Source organism: Pseudomonas sp. GL-B-12, from assembly GCF_019955895.1.
Classification (GTDB): Bacteria; Pseudomonadota; Gammaproteobacteria; order Pseudomonadales; family Pseudomonadaceae; genus Aquipseudomonas.
In genome coordinates this window covers 176548-195932 of sequence record NZ_JAHBCX010000066.1, presented here as the reverse complement: position 1 = coordinate 195932, position 19385 = coordinate 176548, and the positions used below count along the sequence as shown (strand labels likewise).

Here is a 19385-nt window from a genome sequence, read left to right as displayed (position 1 = left end):
GGGCACGTTCACAGTAATGATGGTGATACAGCGACGAAACACAGCGTCAGACAAGCGGCTGCCCCCGCAGTACAGGCCTCGCGAGAACATCAGTAGGCAGGCATGATCGGCTATGCTTGAGCAGCGAAAGGAAACAGAAGTGGTTCACCCCCCCATGGATATCAAATTCACCAACCGGCTGTCATTCAAGCAAGCCCGGCTTACCGTGCTGGTCGGTTTCATTCTGGGCACGCTGCTCAGCCTGCTGCAAATAGGCATCGATTATGCCAGTGAAGACGCCTCCATCAATCGTGAAATCCTTTCATTACTGGAAATCAGCCACAATCCGGCCTCGCGAATCGCCTACAACATCGACGCCGAACTCGCCAAGGAACTGACCCAGGGCCTGCTGCGCTCGCCAGCGATCATTGGCGCGAAACTGACCGACAACAACGGCATTGTGCTGGCCAACGTCAAGCGACCCGGTGTGGAAAACGGTTACCGGATGCTCAGTGACTTCCTGTTCGGCGCCAATCGACAGTTCGAAGACCGACTTTACCTGGATCATTTACCCAACGAATCCCTGGGTACGCTGCGGCTTAACGTCGACACTTACGCCTTCGGCGACCGGTTCCTGCGCCGGGCCGAAGTGACCCTGCTCAATGGGTTCGCCCGCAGCCTGCTGCTGTCCGGCATCCTGCTGGCACTGTTCTATGTGATGCTGACCAAACCCCTGGTGCGGGTCATCCGTGAACTCAGCGGTCGCGACCCGAGCAGCACCGAGCCGACCTCACTGGAGTGTCCCACCGGGCACGCCAACGATGAGATCGGAGTGCTGGTCAAGGTTGCCAACCAGCAATTCAAGAACATCACCACCGAAATCCAGCAGCGGCGCAACGCGGAAAACCGCCTGACCGAGTACCTCGGCCAACTGGAAAACATCGTCTCGGCCCGCACTGCCGAACTCAAGGCGATCAATGCCCGACTGAGCCAATCCAACGAGGAACTGGAAGCCGCCCGCAGTACCGCCCTCGACATGGCCGAAGCCCGCTCGGTGTTCCTGGCCAACATGAGCCATGAAATCCGCACCCCCCTCAATGGCTTGCTCGGGATGATCGCGTTGTCCCTCGACGGGCCGCTGAATGCCGAACAACAGCAGCAACTGTCGATCGCCCATGACTCGGGCAAAGTGCTGGTGGAACTGCTCAACGATATTCTCGACTTGTCGAAGTTCGATGCCGGCCAACTCGAACTCGAACACATCCCCTTCGACCTCGGTTCGCTGATCGAAGACACCGCCAACCTGTTGTCGCAGAACGCCGCCCCCAGCGTCGAACTGACCTGCCTGATCGATCCGCATTTCCCGGCACTGGTGCTCGGTGACCCGACCCGGGTGCGGCAGATCGTCAGTAATCTGCTGTCCAACGCCCTCAAATTCACCCGTTTCGGGCGGGTCGACGTGCGCCTGTCGACGTTCGGCGACGGCGTCAGAATCGAAGTGTGCGACACCGGCATCGGCATCCCACAGGATGCCCAGGTCAAAATCTTGCAGCCCTTCACCCAGGCCGGTGTCGGTATTACCCGCCAGTTTGGCGGCACCGGGCTGGGCCTGGCCCTGACCTACAACCTTTGCGAGGCCATGCAAGGGCGCCTGACGATCAGCTCCGAGCCGGGTTTTGGCAGCCAGTTCTGCGCGGATTTGCCATTGCCCAGCCATACCCGTGCAACTGCTGTTTCGCTCAAGGGCAAAGTCATTGCCATCACGGCCGCCAGCAGCGGGCTGGGCGAACTGCTCAACAGTCTGTTGCCTGGCTGGGGGCTGGACTATGAACGGCGCTCCATGGATGACCCACTGCTTGGCCTGGCAGCCGACGTGCTCATCACCGACTGCCCTGAATGCCTGTTCATTTTGCGCCCCACCCTCAGCGCGCCGATCCTGCTGATCACCGCTTATGGCAATTTCATGCCCAGCGAAGAGGCCAACGCCCTCGCCCCCTTGCAACAACAGGCCCGCCCTTTGGCCCGCAATACGCTGCTTCAGACGTTGCGGCGAATCCTGCAACCGCAAACCCACCCGATCAACGAGGCCCGACTCGACACGCAATGCCCGCAACGCCGCGGGCGCGTGCTGCTGGTGGAAGATAATCCGGTCAACCAGTTGGTGGCCAAGGGCATGCTCGGCAAACTCGGCTGCGAGGTCACCACCGCGGCTCATGGTGGAGAGGCCCTGGATCAACTCGAGCAACGGGATTTCGACCTGGTGCTGATGGACTGCAACATGCCGGTGATGGACGGCTATGAAGCCAGCCGGCAAATCCGCCGTAGCGGACGCTGGCCCCAACTGCCCGTCGTCGCCCTGACGGCCAACGCCATGTCGGAGGAGCGCGAACGCTGTCGTGCCGCGGGCATGAGCGACTACCTGGCCAAACCTTTCCGGCGCGAAGAACTGGCCGCCCTGCTGGACTTATGGATCCCCGTTACGACAGTGCCTTGATCTGTCCCAACAGATGATCGAGGCCATCGCGCAAGTCGTTGAGACGATTCAGATCGACCCCGCTGTCGCACAACAGGCGCGCCTTGAGGGGCCCGACCTGATCGCGCAAGGCCGTGCCGGCTGGCGACAGGCTCAGGTGCACTTCACGCTCATCGCGCGCTGAACGCTGACGTTGCACCAGTTGCAGTTGTTCGAGGCGCTTGAGCAAGGGTGTCAGCGTGCCGGAATCCAGGGCCAAACGCTCGCCCAATGCCTTGACGGTCGGTTGCTCCGGGGCCGCTTCCTGCCACTCCCACAACACCAGCATCGCCAGGTACTGAGGGTAAGTCAGGCCCAACTGATCGAGCATTGGCTTGTAGGCGCGAATCACCGCCCGGGAAGCCGCGTACAGCTTGAAACACAGCTGGCTGTCGAGCTTCAGGGAATCGACTGACAAGGTGTTCATTTGAGCAGGGCTTCGATCTCGCGGGTCAGGTCCTGCGGCTTGGTCGCCGGGGCGAAGCGCTTGACCAGTTGCCCGTCCTTGCCAATCAGGAACTTGGTGAAATTCCACTTGATGCCCTGGGAACCCAGCACCCCCGGTGCGCGCTTTTTCAATTGCACGAACAACGGATGGGCGTCGGCACCATTGACGTCGATCTTTTTGAACAGCGGGAAGCTGACACCGAAGTTCAGCTCGCAGAATTCGGAGATCGCCCCTTCGTTGCCCGGTTCTTGCTTGCCGAACTGGTTGCAGGGAAAACCGAGCACCACCAGGCCCTGGTCCTTGTAGGTCTGCCACAGCTCTTCCAGGCCTTTGTACTGCGGAGTGAAACCGCATTTGCTGGCCGTGTTGACCACCAGCACGGCTTTGCCGGCGAAATCCGCCAGGGTCTTTTGCTCACCCTTGATGGTGGTGCAAGGGATGCTCAGCAGGTTGTCGCTCATGTTTGAGGTTCCAAGTGAATGGCAGAGATAACAAAATAGCGAGCAATTGAATTGTGTGCAATTTAAATATCGGGAAAGCGATCATCGGATCGCTTCGGGGACTTACTCGCGCGGTACCAGGTCCAGGCACACCGAATTGATGCAATAACGCAGGCCCGTCGGCGGCGGACCATCAGGGAATACATGCCCCAGATGCGCGTCGCATTTGGCGCAGACCACTTCGGTGCGGATCATGCCGTGGCTGGCATCACGGATTTCGGTCATGGCGCTGTCGCCGATCGGCGCATAGAAACTCGGCCAGCCGCAGCCGGAATCGAACTTGGTCCTGGAGTCGAACAGCGGCTCGTTACAGCAGATGCAGTGGTAGACACCGTCGGTCTTGGTGGCGTTGTATTTGCCGGAAAACGGACGTTCGGTGCCTTTGAGGCGGCACACGTTGTACTGCTCTGGATCGAGCATCGCCTTCCATTCTTCCAGGGTTTTTTCCAACTTTTCCATGATCACACCTCAGCGGCTGAAAAAGCCCGATCTGTACCTTTTCCACGGATCGGGCGGCACGTATGATTGCGCCTCGTCAAACGCCAGTCTGGCAGCCAGACCACGCGCATTCAAACGGAAATATGGGTGCTGCATCTCAAGGCGTCAGGCCTGTGTGAATACGCAGGATTCCCAGCACGGTTGCCCAAACGCCGTCTGGATCGTTCATTTTCGGGAACACATCGCCATGCAGGTCAGCAAATCGAACAAGCTCGCCAACGTCTGCTACGACATTCGCGGCCCGGTGCTCAAGCACGCCAAACGCCTGGAAGAGGAAGGCCATCGCATCCTCAAGCTGAACATCGGCAACCCGGCGCCTTTTGGGTTCGAAGCACCGGATGAAATCCTCCAGGACGTGATCCGCAACCTGCCGACCGCCCAGGGCTATAGCGACTCCAAGGGTCTGTTCAGTGCGCGCAAGGCCGTGATGCAGTATTACCAGCAAAAGCAGGTAGAAGGCGTCGGCATTGAAGACATCTACCTGGGCAACGGCGTTTCCGAACTGATCGTGATGTCGATGCAGGCCCTGCTCAACAATGGCGACGAAGTACTGGTGCCGGCGCCGGACTATCCGCTGTGGACCGCTGCCGTGAGCCTGTCCGGCGGCAATCCGGTGCATTACCTGTGCGACGAGCAAGCCAACTGGTGGCCGGACCTGGCCGACATCAAGGCCAAGATCACCCCGAACACCAAGGCCCTGGTGATCATCAACCCGAACAACCCGACCGGCGCGGTGTATTCGAAGGAAGTGCTGCTGGGCATGCTGGAACTCGCCCGCCAGCACAATCTGGTGGTGTTCTCCGACGAGATCTACGACAAGATCCTCTACGACGACGCCGTGCACATCTGCACCGCCTCCCTGGCGCCGGACCTGCTGTGCCTGACTTTCAACGGTCTGTCCAAGTCCTATCGCGTCGCCGGTTTCCGTTCCGGCTGGATCGCCATTTCCGGCCCGAAACACCACGCCCAGAGCTACATCGAAGGCATCGACATGCTGGCGAACATGCGCCTGTGCGCCAACGTGCCGAGCCAGCATGCGATCCAGACCGCCCTGGGTGGCTATCAGAGCATCAATGACCTGGTGCTGCCGCAGGGCCGCTTGCTGGAGCAACGCAACCGCACCTGGGAGTTGCTCAACGACATTCCGGGCGTGAGCTGCGTCAAGCCGATGGGGGCACTGTATGCATTCCCGCGGATCGACCCCAAGGTCTGTCCGATCCATAACGACGAAAAGTTCGTTCTCGACCTGCTGCTCTCCGAAAAGCTGCTGGTGGTTCAAGGCACCGCGTTCAACTGGCCATGGCCAGACCACTTCCGCGTCGTGACCCTGCCCCGTGTCGATGACCTGGAGATGGCCATCGGACGCATCGGCGGCTTCCTCAAGTCCTACCGCCAGTAAGCGATCCGTCACCGTGCGACGTTCTCGAACGTCGCGCGATGATTCATCCCGCAACATTTGTTTGCAATGCGCCACTGGCCGTCGCTTTGTCGCTACCAGACAGCGTCTTGCCTGCTCGCGCCTAACAAAGGCGGGGCCTTCGACATGAATTGACTGACAAACTCTTCCCGCATACTCGTCGGAAATGCCCTGCAAGCAGCTAGACTGTTGCCGTAGGACACAGTTTGAAATAGTCACCCAGTTGAATACCCCGGTGCAGCACCTTATATACCCCGCAGTACGCTACATCTTTAGCATGAGGAGATTTCTACAACCATGATGCGCATCCTGCTGTTCTTGGCCACTAACCTGGCGGTCGTGCTGATTGCCAGCATCACCCTGAGCCTTTTCGGCTTCAACGGGTTCATGGCGGCCAATGGGGTTGACCTCAACCTCAATCAGCTGCTGATCTTCTGTGCGGTCTTTGGTTTCGCCGGTTCGCTGTTCTCGCTGTTCATCTCCAAGTGGATGGCGAAGATGAGCACCAGCACCCAGATCATCACCCAGCCACGCACCCGTCACGAGCAATGGCTGCTGCAAACCGTCGAGCAACTGTCCCGCGAAGCCGGGATCAAGATGCCCGAAGTCGGTATCTTCCCGGCCTACGAGGCGAATGCTTTCGCCACCGGCTGGAACAAGAACGACGCTTTGGTCGCGGTCAGCCAAGGGTTGCTCGAGCGCTTCTCGCCGGATGAAGTGAAAGCCGTCCTGGCCCACGAAATCGGCCACGTAGCCAATGGCGACATGGTTACCCTGGCGCTGATCCAGGGCGTGGTGAACACCTTCGTGATGTTCTTCGCACGAATCATCGGCAATTTCGTCGACAAGGTGATCTTCAAGAACGAAGAAGGCCAGGGCATTGCCTACTACGTAGCGACCATCTTCGCCGAACTGGTTCTGGGCATCCTGGCCAGCGCCATCGTCATGTGGTTCTCGCGCAAGCGCGAGTTCCGTGCCGACGAAGCTGGCGCAAACCTGGCCGGCACCGCCGCGATGATTGGCGCCCTGCAACGCCTGCGGGCAGAACAAGGGCTGCCGGTGCACATGCCTGACACCCTGAACGCCTTCGGTATCAACGGTGGCATCAAGCAAGGGTTTGCCCGCATGTTCATGAGCCACCCGCCGCTGGAAGAGCGTATCGATGCTCTGGCTCGTCGCCGGGGCTAATACACTCCACAGCAAAGCAAAAGGCCCGCAGCGATGCGGGCCTTTTTTGTCTGCTGGAATGTTTCGGTGTTTTTTAGGGCCTCTTCGCGGGCAGCTTGCTCGCGAAGGGGCCAGTGCAGCTAACCGTTCCTACCGACTGGAAACCAGATACACCCGCTCCTCCAGCCGCGTGACACCCGCCTCCAGAAACTTCCCGCTCTCGCTCAACACATCCTGATCTTCCAGGATCTTCAGCGCCCATGAATCCCCGAACAACCGCCGCACCTCATCATCGAGTACAGCAAACGGCGGGCCGGGCATTTGTGCCTGGTCATAGTCCAGGGTAATTACCAGGCCATGGGACTCCCTCGGCAGTATCCGCTTCAAATGGGCGGCGTAGCGCTCTCGCATTTCCGCCGGCAGCGCGATCAACGCCGCGCGATCATAAAGTGCAGAACAATCAGCCACATCGCCTGCCGTCAGCTCGAAGAAATCGCCGCACCACAGTTCAATGGAACCTGCCCGATAAACCTTGAACGGCCCCTGCTCGCTGACGGCCGGATCAAAGCCATGTTCGCTGAAAAACTCCTCGACGGCTTTTTCCGACAGTTCGACCCCCAAGACCTCATGGCCTTGATGGGCGAGCCATAGCAAATCCAGGCTTTTTCCACATAACGGCACCAACACGCGTGCGCCTTCTTCAAGGATTAACGCTGGCCAGAACCGCTTCAGATGAGGGTTCACCTGCGGCAGGTGAAAGCCGATCTGGTTCGCCGCCCATTTCTTGTGCCAAAACTCAGGCTGCATAATTAACCCCGAAAATTCGATCAAAACACCCTAAAACTTATATTAGATTTAGATTAATGATCTGACTGAAGATGTTGCATCTTAACTCTCAGGAGCTCATTCATGTTCCCCAGCCTGTACATATCCCACGGCTCCCCCATGCTCGCCCTGGAACCCGGTGCCAGCGGGCCGGCACTCGCCCGCCTGGCCGCCGAGATACCGAAGCCAAAAGCCATCGTGATTGTGTCTGCGCACTGGGAAAGCAATGAGCTGTTGGTCAGCGGCAATCCACAACCGGAAACCTGGCATGACTTCGGTGGTTTTCCCAAAGCCCTGTTCGAAGTCCAGTACCCGGCTCCCGGCGACCCACGACTCGCCGCAGAGGTTGTCGAGTTATTGAAAACCGCTGGCTTTCCAGCACGTATCGACAGCAATCGGCCTTTCGACCATGGCGTCTGGGTGCCTTTATCGCTGATGTACCCACAAGCAGACATCCCGATTGTCCAGGTTTCGCTGCCCACCCGTGGCGGTCCCGCCCTGCAGACCCGTGTTGGCCACGCGCTGGCCAGCCTGCGCGACCATGGCGTCCTGCTGATCGGCTCCGGCAGCATAACCCACAACCTGCGGGAACTGGACTGGCATGCCGGCCCCGAGAGCGTTGAGCCCTGGGCCCAGGCATTTCGCGACTGGATGATCGAGAAACTCGCAGCGAATGACGAAGCCGCGCTGCACGACTATCGCGCGCAGGCGCCAAACGCTGTACGCAATCATCCGAGTGATGAGCACTTGTTGCCGTTGTATTTTGCCCGCGCTGCCGGGGGGCAGTTCAGCGTTGCTCACCAAGGGTTCACCATGGGTGCGCTGGGCATGGACATTTACCGCTTCGGTTAACCCAAGGACCGAGTCGCCCCCATCGCGAGCAGGCTCGCTCCCACAGGGGATCGCATTCCAATGTGGGAGCGAGCCTGCTCGCGATGGCTGCAACACAATTCGAACGCCGAACACAAATCAGCAGGCAAAAAAAATCCCCGAACGAGTCGGGGATTTTTCATGTTCGATCAATCAGCCCGAGAGCGGATCAATCTTCGCGGTAGCGACGCAGCTTCAACTGCTTACCGGCAACGCGAGTGTCCTTCAGCTTGGTCAGCAACTTCTCAAGACCATCTTCCGGCAGCTCGACGAGGCTGAAGCTGTCACGCACCTGGATGCGACCGATGGCTTCACGCGCCAGACCACCTTCGTTGAGGATGGCGCCCAGCAGGTTCTTGGCAGCGATACCGTCACGCGCGCCCAGCGCGGTACGGCAACGTGCACGGCCTTCGCCCAGTGGCATCGGAGCACGACGCTCGCGGTCACCACGCTCAGGACGATCACCGGAACGCTCTGGACGATCGCCACGCGGTGCGTTGTTCGGCACCAGTGGACGCTCTTTCTCGATAGCGGCCAGGTTCAGCGCTTGACCGTTGGTAGCCTTGCGCAGCAGGGCTGCGGCCAGGGCACGCGGGCTGCAACCGATGTCGGCGGTCAGGCGATCGAGCAGATCACCGTGAGTCGATTCGGCCTCGGCCACCAGTGGCGACAGGCTGTTGGTCAGCTTCTTGATGCGCGCATCCAGAACGGCTTGAGCGTCTGGCAGGCGAACTTCAGCAACCTTCTGACCGGTTACACGCTCGATCACTTGCAGCATGCGGCGCTCACGCGGAGTCACCAGCAGCAGTGCACGACCTTCGCGACCGGCACGGCCGGTACGGCCGATACGGTGAACGTAGGACTCTGGGTCGTACGGCATGTCAACGTTGAACACGTGAGTGATGCGCGGAACGTCCAGGCCACGAGCAGCAACGTCGGTCGCCACCACGATGTCCAGACGGCCATCCTTGAGGGAGTCGATCACGCGCTCACGCTGGTTCTGGGCGATGTCACCGTTCAGCGCAGCGGCTTTGTAGCCTTTGGCTTCCAGGGCACTGGCCAGATCCAGGGTCGCTTGCTTGGTGCGCACGAACATGATCAGGGCGTCGAAATCTTCCACTTCCAGCAAGCTGAGAACGGCCGAAGTCTTCTGGTCAGCGTGAACCAGCAGGTGAGCCTGCTCGATCGCGGTAACGGTCTGGGTCTTGGTCTGGATCTTCACGTGTTGCGGATCGCGCAGGTGGCGTTCAGCAATGGCACGGATCGACTGCGGCAGGGTGGCCGAGAACAATACGGTCTGACGGGTGACAGGCAAGGCCTTGAAGATAACTTCCAGGTCGTCCATGAAGCCCAGTTTGAGCATTTCGTCGGCTTCGTCGAGAACCAGGTGGTTCACGGTCGCCAGTACTTTTTCGTCGCGACGCAGGTGGTCGCACAGACGGCCCGGAGTGGCGACAACGATCTGTGCGCCATTACGGATTGCTTTCAGCTGTGGGCCCATCGGCGCGCCGCCGTAGACAGCCACAACAGTTACGCCCGGCATTTGCTTGGCATAGGTTTCGAAAGCGGTTGCAACTTGTAGCGCCAACTCACGAGTTGGGGCCAGGATCAGGGCTTGCGGTTCGCGCTTTGCAGGATCGATGCGATGCAGGATCGGCAGGGCGAACGCAGCGGTTTTACCCGTACCGGTTTGCGCCTGACCAATCATGTCGTGACCGGCCATGATGATCGGGATCGATTGCTGCTGAATAGCCGATGGCTCTTCGTAGCCAGTCGCGGTGACGGCTGCAAGAATATTCGGATTAAGATTAAAAGCGGCGAAGCCGCCGGTTTCCTGGGTCATGGGTCTGCCTCTAAGTGCATCCGCAAAGACCCATGCTCCAAAGCTGCGCGTGCCGTGTTGAGACTCAAGAGTCGCCCTGGCAGCTTTGTCGGCGGGGATTTGCGAAAACGAATGAATGAAAAGAATCGTCAAGGGAGAGTCCGCTGGGCGGACGTGCAGCCGAAGCTGGCTTCGGGGAATTGCGCTACCTAAACGCGGCCCGGTTAAAGGCCGGCGCGCACTATACCGGAATTCGCCAAAAAAGGGAGCTTTTTTTATCGAATATCCACCGGATACGCCGTTGTGTCACAGGCTTTGCGAATAATCGATCAGCCGTCTACTTTTCAAAGGCCCGGCCTTGCGGGTGATGGCGCTAAAACGGTTCACCCTTTGCCGTGCAGACCGCCGGTCTGGCACGCCTTTCCCACCCCGAGGATCGCTCCATGAATCAGCCCAGCTCCAGTCGAGTCAGCCGCGAACGGCATGGTCATGTGTTCCTGATCGGCCTGGATCGGGTGGCCAAGCGCAACGCCTTCGATCTCGACCTGCTCAACGCGTTGAGTCTGGCTTATGGCGAGTTCGAAGCCGACAGCGAGGCGCGGGTGGCGGTGGTGTTCGCTCATGGCGAGCACTTCACCGCCGGACTCGATCTGGTCAATGCCAGTGTCACACTGGCAGATGGCTGGCAGGCTCCACCCGGCGGCTGTGATCCGTGGGGGGTGTTCGCAGGTCCCAGGGTCAGCAAACCGGTGATCGTCGCCGCCCAAGGCTATTGCCTGACCATCGGCATCGAATTGATGCTGGCCGCCGACATCAACCTGTGCGCCAGCAACACCCGGTTCGCTCAGATGGAAGTGCAACGCGGGCTCTTCCCGTTCGGCGGCGCCACCCTGCGTCTGCATCAAGTTTCCGGCTGGGGAAATGCCATGCGCTGGTTGTTGACCGGTGATGAATTCGACGCCCGTGATGCTTTGCACTTGGGTCTGGTGCAGGAGGTCATGGCCAGTGAGGACTTGCTGCCCCGGGCGATTGAACTGGCCGAGCGGATCGCCCGGCAGGCACCGCTTGGGGTGCAGGCGACGCTGATGTCTGCTCGACAGGCCCGGTATGAAGGGGAAACCGCAGCGGCACAGGCCTTGCCGCTGCTAGTCAAGAAGTTGATGGCTAGCGAGGACGTCAAGGAAGGTGTGCGGTCGATGGTGGAGCGGCGGCCTGGAGTCTTCAAAGGGCTTTAGTTTTTGCAGTGGCTTTGAAGGCCCCTTCGCGGGCAAGCCCGCTCCTACAGGGTTCGGTGAGCTCCGAAGATCCACTGTAGGAGCGGGCTTGCCCGCGAAGGGGCCCGTCCAGACAATAAATTAATTAGGTGGCCGGACGAATGCACTTGATCAACGAATCCAACGAATACCCCAACCGCGGCGCCAGCGCTTCGGCACGGGCGATCAGGCCGTCCATGTCCAGTTCCTGGTCCAGCTCCGACGGCACGATCAGAATCACGTTGCCCTCCTTCACCGGCAGCTCCCAGTAATGTCGATGGTACAAACCGCGCAACAAGGCGGCGCCCAGGGGTTTGCCATCGTCGGTAGCCCACTGATTGATGACCAGCCAGCCACCCGGATTCAATCGCTTCTGGCAGTTTTCCAGAAAGCTCCAGGCCAGATGCCCGACACCCGGACCGACGTCGGTATAAAGGTCGACGAAAATCAGGTCCGCCGATTCGGCGGTGTCCAGCAGCTCCAGCGCATCGCCAACGCGGATGTACAGGCGCGGATCGTCATCCAGCCCCAGATATTCAATGGCCAGGCGCGGTACGTCCGGGCGCAGTTCGATGGCTTCGACATCTTCCAGCGGCAGGAACTTGAGGCAGGCCTGGGTCAGCGTCCCGGCGCCGAGACCGAGAAACAGCGCGCTTTCCGGGTGCTCGTGACACAACGCGCCGATCAGCATCGCCCGGGTATAGTCGTACTCGAGCCAGCTCGGATCGGCCGTGAACACGCAGCTTTGTTCGATGGCATCACCGAACTCGAGAAAACGGTAATCGGCCACTTCCAGCACACGAATCACGCCGAACTCGTCCTGTACCTCGGCGAGCAAATGCTCGACGCGCTCCTCAGTCATTTCATCTCCTGATCGTCACCGGGGCCGGCAACGCAATAACACCGCGTGTAGAGAGCGGCAAAGGCGAGATTGTCGACGAAGCGACGGGAACAGGTCACGCACTAATTTGCTGATAACATGGACGTCCGAGCGAAAACACTAGAGACCGTGATGAGCCAACCCTGGAGCCCTGACAGCTGGCGCGCCCTGCCGATCCAGCAACAACCCCAATACCCCGACGCCGCACATTTGCAGCAGGTCGAGCAGACCCTGGCCAGCTATCCGCCGCTGGTGTTTGCCGGCGAAGCCCGGGAGTTGCGCCGTCAGTTTGCTGAGGTGACCCAGGGCCGCGCGTTTCTGTTGCAGGGTGGCGACTGCGCCGAAAGCTTCGCCGAATTCTCCGCGGCGAAAATCCGCGACACCTTCAAGGTGTTGTTGCAGATGGCGATCGTGATGACCTTTGCCGCCGGCTGCCCGGTGGTCAAGGTCGGGCGCATGGCCGGGCAGTTCGCCAAACCGCGTTCGGCCAACGACGAAACCATCGATGGCGTGACCTTGCCCGCCTACCGTGGCGACATCGTCAACGGCATCGGTTTCGACGAAAAAAGCCGCGTGCCGGACCCGGCACGCCTGCTGCAGTCCTATCACCAGTCCACCGCCACCCTGAACCTGTTGCGCGCGTTCGCCCAGGGCGGGTTTGCCGATCTGCATCAGGTGCACAAGTGGAACCTGGACTTCATCGCCAACTCGGCGCTGGCGGAAAAATACAGCCACCTGGCTGACCGCATCGATGAAACCCTGGCGTTCATGCGCGCCTGCGGCATGGACAGTTCGCCGCAGTTGCGCGAAACCAGTTTCTTCACCGCCCACGAAGCGCTTCTGCTGAACTACGAAGAAGCCTTCGTGCGTCGCGACAGCCTGACCAACGATTACTACGACTGCTCGGCCCACATGCTGTGGATCGGCGACCGCACCCGCCAGCTCGACGGCGCCCACGTCGAATTCCTGCGCGGGGTGAACAACCCGATCGGGGTCAAGGTCGGCCCGAGCATGAACCCCGACGACCTGATTCGCTTGATCGACGTGCTCAACCCGCAGAACGATCCCGGTCGCCTGAACCTGATCGCGCGGATGGGCGCGAACAAGGTCGGCGATCACTTGCCGCAACTGATCCGTGCCGTCCAGCGTGAAGGCAAGCAGGTGCTGTGGAGTTCCGACCCGATGCACGGCAACACCATCAAGGCCAGCAGCGGCTACAAGACCCGCGACTTCGCGCAGATCCTTGGCGAGGTGAAGCAGTTCTTCCAGGTGCACGAAGCCGAAGGCAGTTATGCCGGTGGTATCCACATCGAAATGACCGGGCAGAACGTGACCGAGTGCATCGGTGGTGCGCGGCCGATTACCGAGGATGGCTTGTCGGATCGCTACCACACCCATTGCGACCCGCGGATGAATGCCGATCAGTCGCTGGAACTGGCGTTTTTGATTGCTGAGACACTGAAGCAGGTTCGACGCTAGTTTTTGACTGCCTGATATATCGCCTTCGCGGGCAAGCCCGCTCCTACAGGATTCGCGCCGTACACAAAATCCGTGATCGGCTCGATCAATGCAGGAGCGGGCTTGCCCGCGAAGGAGCCTGCTCAGTCACCGCCAATTTGTGTGAATGCCACCCGCAACCTTGCCGCACTCGCCCGCGGGCAATTGAGCTGAACCTGCGCCAACCCCAGCCAATCCGCCATCTGCCGCAGATTGACCGCCAACGCCAGCATCCCCTCCTCATCCAGCCCCGCTTCCTCTTCATGCACCGCATGCACTGCCAAACGGCCCGCCGCCCGTTCGGCGCGCAGATCGACCCGTGCGGCAATTCGCTCGTTGTGCAAAAACGGCAGGACGTAATAGCCGTACACCCGGTTGTCCTGCGGCGTGTAGATCTCCAGCCGATAGCGAAAATCAAACAGCCGCTCGGTCCGGCTGCGCTCCCAGATCAGCGAATCGAACGGCGAGAGCAATGCACTGGCGACGACTTTGCGCGGCACTTTTGGCTCGGGCAGACAATAGGCCGGTTGCCGCCAGCCCTGGACTTCGCAGGTCAACAATTCCCCGGCCTCGACCAACTCGGCCAAACGTGGGCGGCTGTCCGCAGGGTTCAAGCGGAAATAGTCACGCAAGTCTTTCTCCGTACCGACACCCAAAGCCGCTGCCGCATGCCGCAACAGGCCGCGCTGGGCGTCGTCTTCACTCAGGACGGGGTGCGCAAGTACCTCCGAAGGAATCACCCGCTCCGGCAGATCGTAGAGCCTTTCGAATCCGCGCCGTCCGGCAACGGTCACTTCACCGGCAGCGAACAACCATTCAAGCGCATGTTTTTCCGCGCTCCAGTCCCACCAGGGACCGGCTCGTTCCTGACGGGTCGACAGACTTCCGGCCCCCAGCGCGCCCTGCTCCTCGACCGAAGCCAGCACCTTGCGAATGGTGTCTTGCTGTTCACGACCAAAGCGCGCCAATTGCTGATAAATGTCTTCGCCACGGCTCGCACGCTGCATGCGCCAACGCATCAACGGGTACATGGAAAGTGGCAATAACGAGGCTTCATGACCCCAATACTCGAACAACGTACGGCGCCGGCCCTGACTCCAGGCAGCCTGGTCGAGCAAATCGGAGGAATAATTGCCGAGGCGGGAAAACAGCGGAAGGTAGTGCGAACGCACCAATGCATTGACCGAATCGATCTGCAGAATGCCCAGCCGTTCGATCAGGCGATTGAGCGCAACAGCCTTGATCGCCGCTGGCGGCGACCGCCCGTTGAACCCTTGGGCGGCCAGCGCCAGACGCCGAGCCTGTTTGAGGGTAAAGGACAATGTTGCGGGCATGGGTGCCTCCTTGTCTGCTCGCAACCTACCTCACCGGTAAGGGGTTTGTGTAGCGTGGCCTTCATCATTTATGCATCGGGTCATTCCAGAACGGTTTGATCGACTCGTTCTCCACATCCGCACGGCTCATGCCGATGTCCTTGAGTGCTTCGTCGCTCAAGCTCGCCAGCAGTTCGCGCTCGCGATGCAGTTCGTACCAGCGGCCGACCTTGTGCAGCAGATCGGATATCACGTGAATCGAGTGTTTTTCTGCACCATGGAACTCATGTTGACCTTTCATCTTGTTGCCCTCCGTTTGGATGGCTCCAGTCTCGCGCCGGGTCTAAGATCAATCCAACGAATGTTTCTGATGTCACATATCTCGGAGATTGATGGATGTCCGCCTACCCGAGTATCGATACCGAAGTGTTGCGCACCTTCGTTGCCATCGCCGACCAGGGCGGCTTTACCCGCGCCGGCGAAATGGTCAACCGCACCCAGTCAGCCGTCAGCATGCAGATGAAACGACTGGAAGAAGATGTGCTGCAGCGCCAGTTGTTCCAGCGCGACGGGCGGCAGGTGCGGCTGACAGCCGAAGGCCAGGTGTTGCTCGGCTATGCGCGGCGAATCCTCAAGCTGCACAGTGAGGTCTTCAACACCTTGCGCGAACCCGACATGGTCGGCACCGTGCGCATCGGCACGCCGGACGATTATGTGATGCGGTTCCTCCCGGGGATTCTGCGCCGGTTTGCCCAGTCTTACCCGCTGATTCAGATAGAAGTGCACTGCGAATCATCAAAACAACTGCTGATGCGCCATGACCTTGACCTGTCAATCGTGACCCGCGAACCGGGCAGTGAAATCGGCCAGTTGTTGCGCAAGGAACGTTTTGTCTGGGCCGAGGCACAATGCTACAGCGCTCATGAGCAGACTCCGCTGCCGCTGGCGATGTTCAACAGTGATTGCTTCTGCCGCCTATGGGCCTGCAATGCCCTGGATGCCCGGGGGCGTGATTACCGGGTGGCGTACAACAGCGACAGCCTGTCGGCGATCATGGCGGTGGTCAGCGCCGGCCTGGCCGTCACGGCGCAGCTTGAAAGCCTGATCACCGCGGACATGCGCATCCTCGGTGAGGCCGAGGATCTGCCGCTGCTGCCCGAGGCCAGCATCATGCTCGTGCGCAACCTGCATAACCCGTCACCGATCACCGAGTGCCTGGCCGAACACATCATCGAAGGCTTCAAACCTTGAAGGTGAGCATCACCGCACAGAACACCAGGAACCCGCAAAACAACCCGCGCAGCAGCCGCTCCGGCAAAGCGTGGGCAACCTTCACGCCCCAACTGATGCTCATCAACCCGCCGACCGCCAAGGGTAGGCCAATCACCCAGCTGACCTGATGGTGCGCGGCGTAAGTCACCAGCGTCACCCCCGTACTCGGCAAGGCCAGCGCCAACGACAACCCCTGCGCAACCACTTGGCTGGTACCGAACAGACTGGTCAGCACCGGTGTCGCCACTACCGCGCCCCCCACGCCGAACAACCCGCCCATCGTGCCGGATGCAGCGCCAAGCACGCCCAGCCAAGGCCATGAGTAGTTCATCTGCGAAGCCGCCGGGGTGCTGGCGGCGAACATGCGAACGAGGTTGTACACCGACAGTGCGATTAGAAACGCGACAAAACCTATACGCATGGTTTGCGCATCAATGCCTACCGCCCAGATCGATCCGAGCCAGGCGAAGCAGAACCCCATGATGGCCAGCGGTAACGCGTGGCGCAGTTCGATCCGGTTGCGCTGATGATAGCGCCACAGCGCCAGCATCACGTTCGGCACCACCATCACCAGCGCGGTGCCTTGGGCTATCTGCTGATCGAGTCCGAACAGCACGCCCAGCAGCGGAATGGCGATCAGGCCGCCGCCGATGCCAAACAGACCGCCGAGCGTGCCCAACGCAGTGCCGAACACCAGATACATCAAGAACTCAATCACAGCATTTTCCCCGTTGCCGTCAGGCTTTTGATCCTACGCAGTTGCTTCTGGCACGGAAACGCACAGCAACGCACAATGGCTGTGCCAAATTCGCACAGGTGCAATCCTGCCATGAACCCCAATCAACTGACCGACCAACTGGCCTTGTTCCTCGACGTGCTGGAAACCGGCAGTTTTTCCGCCGCCTCGCGCCGTCATCCGCTGACCCCTTCGGCCGTGGCACGGCGTATCGACAGCCTGGAAAGCGCGGTCGGCAGTCAATTGTTCCTACGCAGCACTCATGCCGTACGTGCCACCCCGGCGGGGTTGGCCTTTGCCGAGCGCGCACGGCGGATCGTCGCCGAGTTACGCCTGGCCCGGGCCGAGGCGGTGTCCCTGAGCAGCGCGCCGGAAGGCTTGATTCGTATCGATGCGCCGGCAGCCTTTGGTCGCCGGCACCTGGCACCGGTGATTGCCGATTTCCTCATGCTCTACCCCGGGCTCGATGTGCAACTGCACTTGATCGACAGCTTCGTCGACATGCAGGGCCTGAACCTCGGCAAGGTCGATCTGGTGTTGCGCGCCGGGCAATTGGCCGATACCCGGCTGGTGGCCACGCCACTGGCGAGCATGGTGCGTATCGCCTGCGCCAGCCCTGATTATTTGCGGCGTCGCGGCGTGCCGACCGAGCCGTCACAGCTGATTGAACACGACGGACTCGACTGGGATGGCCTGGCCCCACCCTTCGCCTGGCGTTTCGAGCGCGACGGGCAAATGCAGCTGCACCGGCCGGCGCGGATCCGCATGAGCGCCAACAATGCCGAGGCGCTGGTGTGCGGTGCACTGGCCGGACTGGGTATCGCGCATCTGCCGACCTGGCTGGCCAGCGAGTACCTGTCGCGGGGTGAGTTGCTACCGCTGTTCTGCGACAGCGGCCTGCCGAAACCGGAAAGCGCCGGCATCTATGCCTTGCGCCTGGAACAGCAACCCAACTCCCGCAGTCGCTTGCTGCTGGAGTACCTGAAAACCCGCTTCAGCCCGGTTCCGCCCTGGGATCTGGTGCTGCAAACCCATTTGCAACGGCACTGATCAAAATTATCTGGCGCATTAAAGATTCGCCCGCTAGATTCTTGAGATCACAGATCAAGGCTTCGACATGACCACCGAGCGCAACACCCCGGATAACTGCGACAACCTGCTGCTGGACAATCAGGCCTGCTTTGCCCTGCATTCCACTTCGTTGATGATGACCAAAGTCTACAAACCCTTGCTGCAAGCGCTGGGCCTGACCTACCCGCAATACCTGGCGATGATGGTGTTGTGGGAAAGGGACGGTTTGACCGTAGGTGAAATCAGCACGCGGTTGCTGACCGATCCAGGCTCGTTGACGCCGCTGCTCAAGCGCCTGGAAGCCGAAGGCCTGCTCAGCCGAACCCGCAGCCGCGAGGATGAGCGGGTGGTGATTGTCGAACTCACCGAACAGGGCCGGGCATTGCGCGACAAGGCCCGGGATATTCCCCAGTGCATCCTCGGCGCCAGCGGGATGACCGTGGAGCGCCTGCAAAACCTGCAAGCGGAGCTGCAGGAGCTGCGTCGTCACCTGCAAGACAGCCTGATCTAAAGCGCTTCATCCATTCCTGTGGGAGCGGGCTTGCTCGCGAATGCAGAGTGTCAGTCGACTAATATTTGACTGATGCACCGCATTCGCGAGCAAGTCGAATCGTCGCACCGCCGCTCCCACATTTGTTTTGCGGCACCCGAAAAATCGGGCTCGCCACCTCCTCCTGAAAAAATTCCCGCTGAAAAAATCCCCCCTCGATAGCTCTAACTCAACGCTTACAACCAAAACTACCCCATCGCCCTTTCGTTCTTTTCAAACTCCTTCAAAATTTATATTGCGCGCAAAATATTAGTGCGATACATTCATCTCGCACTTATTTAGCGCGCAAACATTTAGCGCAACAACACGCAACCCTAAACGAGGCTTTCACCATGCAAACTCTCTACACCGCAATCGCAACTTCCACCGGTGGCCGTGACGGTCGTGCGGTTTCCAGCGACAACATCCTCGACGTCAAACTTGCCACGCCGAAAGAACTCGGTGGTGCCGGTGGTGCAGCCACCAACCCTGAGCAGCTGTTCGCCGCCGGCTACTCCGCCTGCTTTATCGGTGCCCTGAAATTCGTGGCCAGCCAGACCAAGCGCAGCATCCCGAACGACGCTTCGATCACCGCCCACGTCGGCATCGGCCAGATCCCCGGCGGCTTCGGCCTGGACATCGACCTGCACATCAGCCTGCCGGGTCTTGAACAAGTCGATGCACAAGAGCTGGTCGACGCGGCCCACCAGGTCTGCCCGTATTCCAACGCCACCCGTGGCAACGTCGATGTGCGTCTGCACGTAACCGTCTAAGCGCTGGCTACCCAGGCCCGAAC

Annotated in this window: 19 protein-coding genes; 10 read left to right on the top strand and 9 right to left on the bottom strand. The window is 60.2% G+C overall.

Annotated elements, in window-relative coordinates; all coding sequences use genetic code 11:
• Positions 1-112: 112 nt before the first annotated feature.
• Positions 113-2473, top strand: a complete 2361-nt coding sequence (locus KGA85_RS28240; RefSeq protein ID WP_223456291.1) for a response regulator — start codon at positions 113-115, stop codon at positions 2471-2473.
• Here the strand turns inward: KGA85_RS28240 and KGA85_RS28235 are convergent.
• The 3 genes from KGA85_RS28235 to msrB all read right to left on the bottom strand — a co-directional run bounded on the left by KGA85_RS28235 (position 2457) and on the right by msrB (position 3898).
• Positions 2457-2918, bottom strand: a complete 462-nt coding sequence (locus KGA85_RS28235) for a MarR family winged helix-turn-helix transcriptional regulator (RefSeq protein ID WP_046043405.1) — start codon at positions 2916-2918, stop codon at positions 2457-2459. The genes KGA85_RS28240 and KGA85_RS28235 overlap by 17 nt on opposite strands.
• Positions 2915-3400, bottom strand: a complete 486-nt coding sequence (locus tag KGA85_RS28230; protein ID WP_056727098.1) for a glutathione peroxidase — start codon at positions 3398-3400, stop codon at positions 2915-2917. The genes KGA85_RS28235 and KGA85_RS28230 overlap by 4 nt, the downstream gene beginning before the upstream one ends.
• Positions 3401-3502: 102 nt before the next feature.
• Positions 3503-3898 (bottom strand): peptide-methionine (R)-S-oxide reductase MsrB, encoded by a 396-nt coding sequence (msrB, locus tag KGA85_RS28225; protein ID WP_223456290.1) that lies wholly within the window; start codon positions 3896-3898, stop codon positions 3503-3505.
• 226 nt (positions 3899-4124) lie between these two features.
• Here msrB and KGA85_RS28220 point away from each other — a divergent pair, with 226 nt between their 5' ends.
• Both KGA85_RS28220 and htpX read left to right on the top strand, forming a co-directional pair.
• Complete coding sequence (locus KGA85_RS28220) at positions 4125-5336, top strand: pyridoxal phosphate-dependent aminotransferase (protein ID WP_007973513.1); 1212 nt, start codon at positions 4125-4127, stop codon at positions 5334-5336.
• A 315-nt stretch (positions 5337-5651) separates the two neighbouring features.
• Complete coding sequence (gene htpX, locus KGA85_RS28215; RefSeq protein ID WP_007973520.1) at positions 5652-6542, top strand: protease HtpX; 891 nt, start codon at positions 5652-5654, stop codon at positions 6540-6542.
• 129 nt (positions 6543-6671) lie between these two features.
• Here the strand turns inward: htpX and KGA85_RS28210 are convergent, their stop codons facing one another.
• Entirely contained in the window at positions 6672-7328 is a 657-nt protein-coding gene (locus KGA85_RS28210; RefSeq protein WP_223456289.1) for a thiopurine S-methyltransferase, read from the bottom strand.
• 102 nt (positions 7329-7430) lie between these two features.
• Here KGA85_RS28210 and KGA85_RS28205 point away from each other — a divergent pair, with 102 nt between their 5' ends.
• The gene (locus KGA85_RS28205) at positions 7431-8198 is read left to right on the top strand and encodes a DODA-type extradiol aromatic ring-opening family dioxygenase (RefSeq protein ID WP_223533581.1); all 768 of its coding nucleotides are present in this window, start codon (positions 7431-7433) and stop codon (positions 8196-8198) included.
• A gap of 187 nt (positions 8199-8385) precedes the next feature.
• On the opposite strand, the gene KGA85_RS28200 is transcribed toward KGA85_RS28205, so the two are convergent.
• Positions 8386-10059, bottom strand: a complete 1674-nt coding sequence (locus tag KGA85_RS28200; protein ID WP_223456287.1) for a DEAD/DEAH box helicase — start codon at positions 10057-10059, stop codon at positions 8386-8388.
• 422 nt (positions 10060-10481) lie between these two features.
• Between KGA85_RS28200 and KGA85_RS28195 the strand changes: the two genes are divergently transcribed.
• Positions 10482-11273, top strand: a complete 792-nt coding sequence (locus KGA85_RS28195; protein ID WP_223456286.1) for a crotonase/enoyl-CoA hydratase family protein — start codon at positions 10482-10484, stop codon at positions 11271-11273.
• A gap of 124 nt (positions 11274-11397) precedes the next feature.
• Here KGA85_RS28195 and KGA85_RS28190 read toward each other — a convergent pair whose 3' ends face one another.
• Positions 11398-12153 (bottom strand): spermidine synthase, encoded by a 756-nt coding sequence (locus KGA85_RS28190; protein WP_008017195.1) that lies wholly within the window; start codon positions 12151-12153, stop codon positions 11398-11400.
• 150 nt (positions 12154-12303) lie between these two features.
• Here KGA85_RS28190 and KGA85_RS28185 point away from each other — a divergent pair, with 150 nt between their 5' ends.
• On the top strand, positions 12304-13650 hold the full coding sequence (locus KGA85_RS28185; protein ID WP_223456285.1) for a class II 3-deoxy-7-phosphoheptulonate synthase: 1347 nt from the start codon (positions 12304-12306) through the stop codon (positions 13648-13650).
• A 122-nt stretch (positions 13651-13772) separates the two neighbouring features.
• Here KGA85_RS28185 and KGA85_RS28180 read toward each other — a convergent pair whose 3' ends face one another.
• Positions 13773-15002 (bottom strand): winged helix-turn-helix domain-containing protein, encoded by a 1230-nt coding sequence (locus tag KGA85_RS28180; RefSeq protein WP_223456284.1) that lies wholly within the window; start codon positions 15000-15002, stop codon positions 13773-13775.
• Positions 15003-15066: 64 nt separating this feature from the next.
• Positions 15067-15282: a DUF1127 domain-containing protein gene (locus KGA85_RS28175; RefSeq protein ID WP_007983517.1), complete on the bottom strand. Its 216-nt coding sequence runs from the start codon at positions 15280-15282 to the stop codon at positions 15067-15069.
• Between the two features lie 95 nt (positions 15283-15377).
• Between KGA85_RS28175 and KGA85_RS28170 the strand changes: the two genes are divergently transcribed.
• Positions 15378-16232, top strand: a complete 855-nt coding sequence (locus tag KGA85_RS28170; protein ID WP_223456283.1) for a LysR substrate-binding domain-containing protein — start codon at positions 15378-15380, stop codon at positions 16230-16232.
• Here KGA85_RS28170 and KGA85_RS28165 read toward each other — a convergent pair.
• Positions 16222-16956 (bottom strand): sulfite exporter TauE/SafE family protein, encoded by a 735-nt coding sequence (locus KGA85_RS28165; protein WP_223456305.1) that lies wholly within the window; start codon positions 16954-16956, stop codon positions 16222-16224. The genes KGA85_RS28170 and KGA85_RS28165 overlap by 11 nt on opposite strands.
• Positions 16957-17082: 126 nt before the next feature.
• On the opposite strand from KGA85_RS28165, the gene KGA85_RS28160 reads away from it, so the two are divergent.
• The 3 genes from KGA85_RS28160 (at position 17083) to KGA85_RS28150 (ending at position 19362) form a co-directional block, all read left to right on the top strand.
• Positions 17083-18039: a LysR family transcriptional regulator gene (locus KGA85_RS28160; RefSeq protein ID WP_223533582.1), complete on the top strand. Its 957-nt coding sequence runs from the start codon at positions 17083-17085 to the stop codon at positions 18037-18039.
• Positions 18040-18106: 67 nt separating this feature from the next.
• Positions 18107-18571, top strand: coding sequence for a MarR family winged helix-turn-helix transcriptional regulator (locus KGA85_RS28155; protein ID WP_223456281.1), 465 nt, complete (start codon positions 18107-18109; stop codon positions 18569-18571).
• Positions 18572-18942: 371 nt separating this feature from the next.
• On the top strand, positions 18943-19362 hold the full coding sequence (locus tag KGA85_RS28150; protein ID WP_223456280.1) for an organic hydroperoxide resistance protein: 420 nt from the start codon (positions 18943-18945) through the stop codon (positions 19360-19362).
• Positions 19363-19385: the final 23 nt, after the last annotated feature.

Coding starts and splice junctions, on each gene's coding strand:
- KGA85_RS28240 (WP_223456291.1), top strand. CDS start 113: ATGCTTGAGCAGCGAAAGGAAACAGAAGTGGTTCACCCCCCCATGGAT.
- KGA85_RS28235 (WP_046043405.1), bottom strand. CDS start 2,918: ATGAACACCTTGTCAGTCGATTCCCTGAAGCTCGACAGCCAGCTGTGT.
- KGA85_RS28230 (WP_056727098.1), bottom strand. CDS start 3,400: ATGAGCGACAACCTGCTGAGCATCCCTTGCACCACCATCAAGGGTGAG.
- msrB (WP_223456290.1), bottom strand. CDS start 3,898: ATGGAAAAGTTGGAAAAAACCCTGGAAGAATGGAAGGCGATGCTCGAT.
- KGA85_RS28220 (WP_007973513.1), top strand. CDS start 4,125: ATGCAGGTCAGCAAATCGAACAAGCTCGCCAACGTCTGCTACGACATT.
- htpX (WP_007973520.1), top strand. CDS start 5,652: ATGATGCGCATCCTGCTGTTCTTGGCCACTAACCTGGCGGTCGTGCTG.
- KGA85_RS28210 (WP_223456289.1), bottom strand. CDS start 7,328: ATGCAGCCTGAGTTTTGGCACAAGAAATGGGCGGCGAACCAGATCGGC.
- KGA85_RS28205 (WP_223533581.1), top strand. CDS start 7,431: ATGTTCCCCAGCCTGTACATATCCCACGGCTCCCCCATGCTCGCCCTG.
- KGA85_RS28200 (WP_223456287.1), bottom strand. CDS start 10,059: ATGACCCAGGAAACCGGCGGCTTCGCCGCTTTTAATCTTAATCCGAAT.
- KGA85_RS28195 (WP_223456286.1), top strand. CDS start 10,482: ATGAATCAGCCCAGCTCCAGTCGAGTCAGCCGCGAACGGCATGGTCAT.
- KGA85_RS28190 (WP_008017195.1), bottom strand. CDS start 12,153: ATGACTGAGGAGCGCGTCGAGCATTTGCTCGCCGAGGTACAGGACGAG.
- KGA85_RS28185 (WP_223456285.1), top strand. CDS start 12,304: ATGAGCCAACCCTGGAGCCCTGACAGCTGGCGCGCCCTGCCGATCCAG.
- KGA85_RS28180 (WP_223456284.1), bottom strand. CDS start 15,002: ATGCCCGCAACATTGTCCTTTACCCTCAAACAGGCTCGGCGTCTGGCG.
- KGA85_RS28175 (WP_007983517.1), bottom strand. CDS start 15,282: ATGAAAGGTCAACATGAGTTCCATGGTGCAGAAAAACACTCGATTCAC.
- KGA85_RS28170 (WP_223456283.1), top strand. CDS start 15,378: ATGTCCGCCTACCCGAGTATCGATACCGAAGTGTTGCGCACCTTCGTT.
- KGA85_RS28165 (WP_223456305.1), bottom strand. CDS start 16,956: ATGTATCTGGTGTTCGGCACTGCGTTGGGCACGCTCGGCGGTCTGTTT.
- KGA85_RS28160 (WP_223533582.1), top strand. CDS start 17,083: ATGAACCCCAATCAACTGACCGACCAACTGGCCTTGTTCCTCGACGTG.
- KGA85_RS28155 (WP_223456281.1), top strand. CDS start 18,107: ATGACCACCGAGCGCAACACCCCGGATAACTGCGACAACCTGCTGCTG.
- KGA85_RS28150 (WP_223456280.1), top strand. CDS start 18,943: ATGCAAACTCTCTACACCGCAATCGCAACTTCCACCGGTGGCCGTGAC.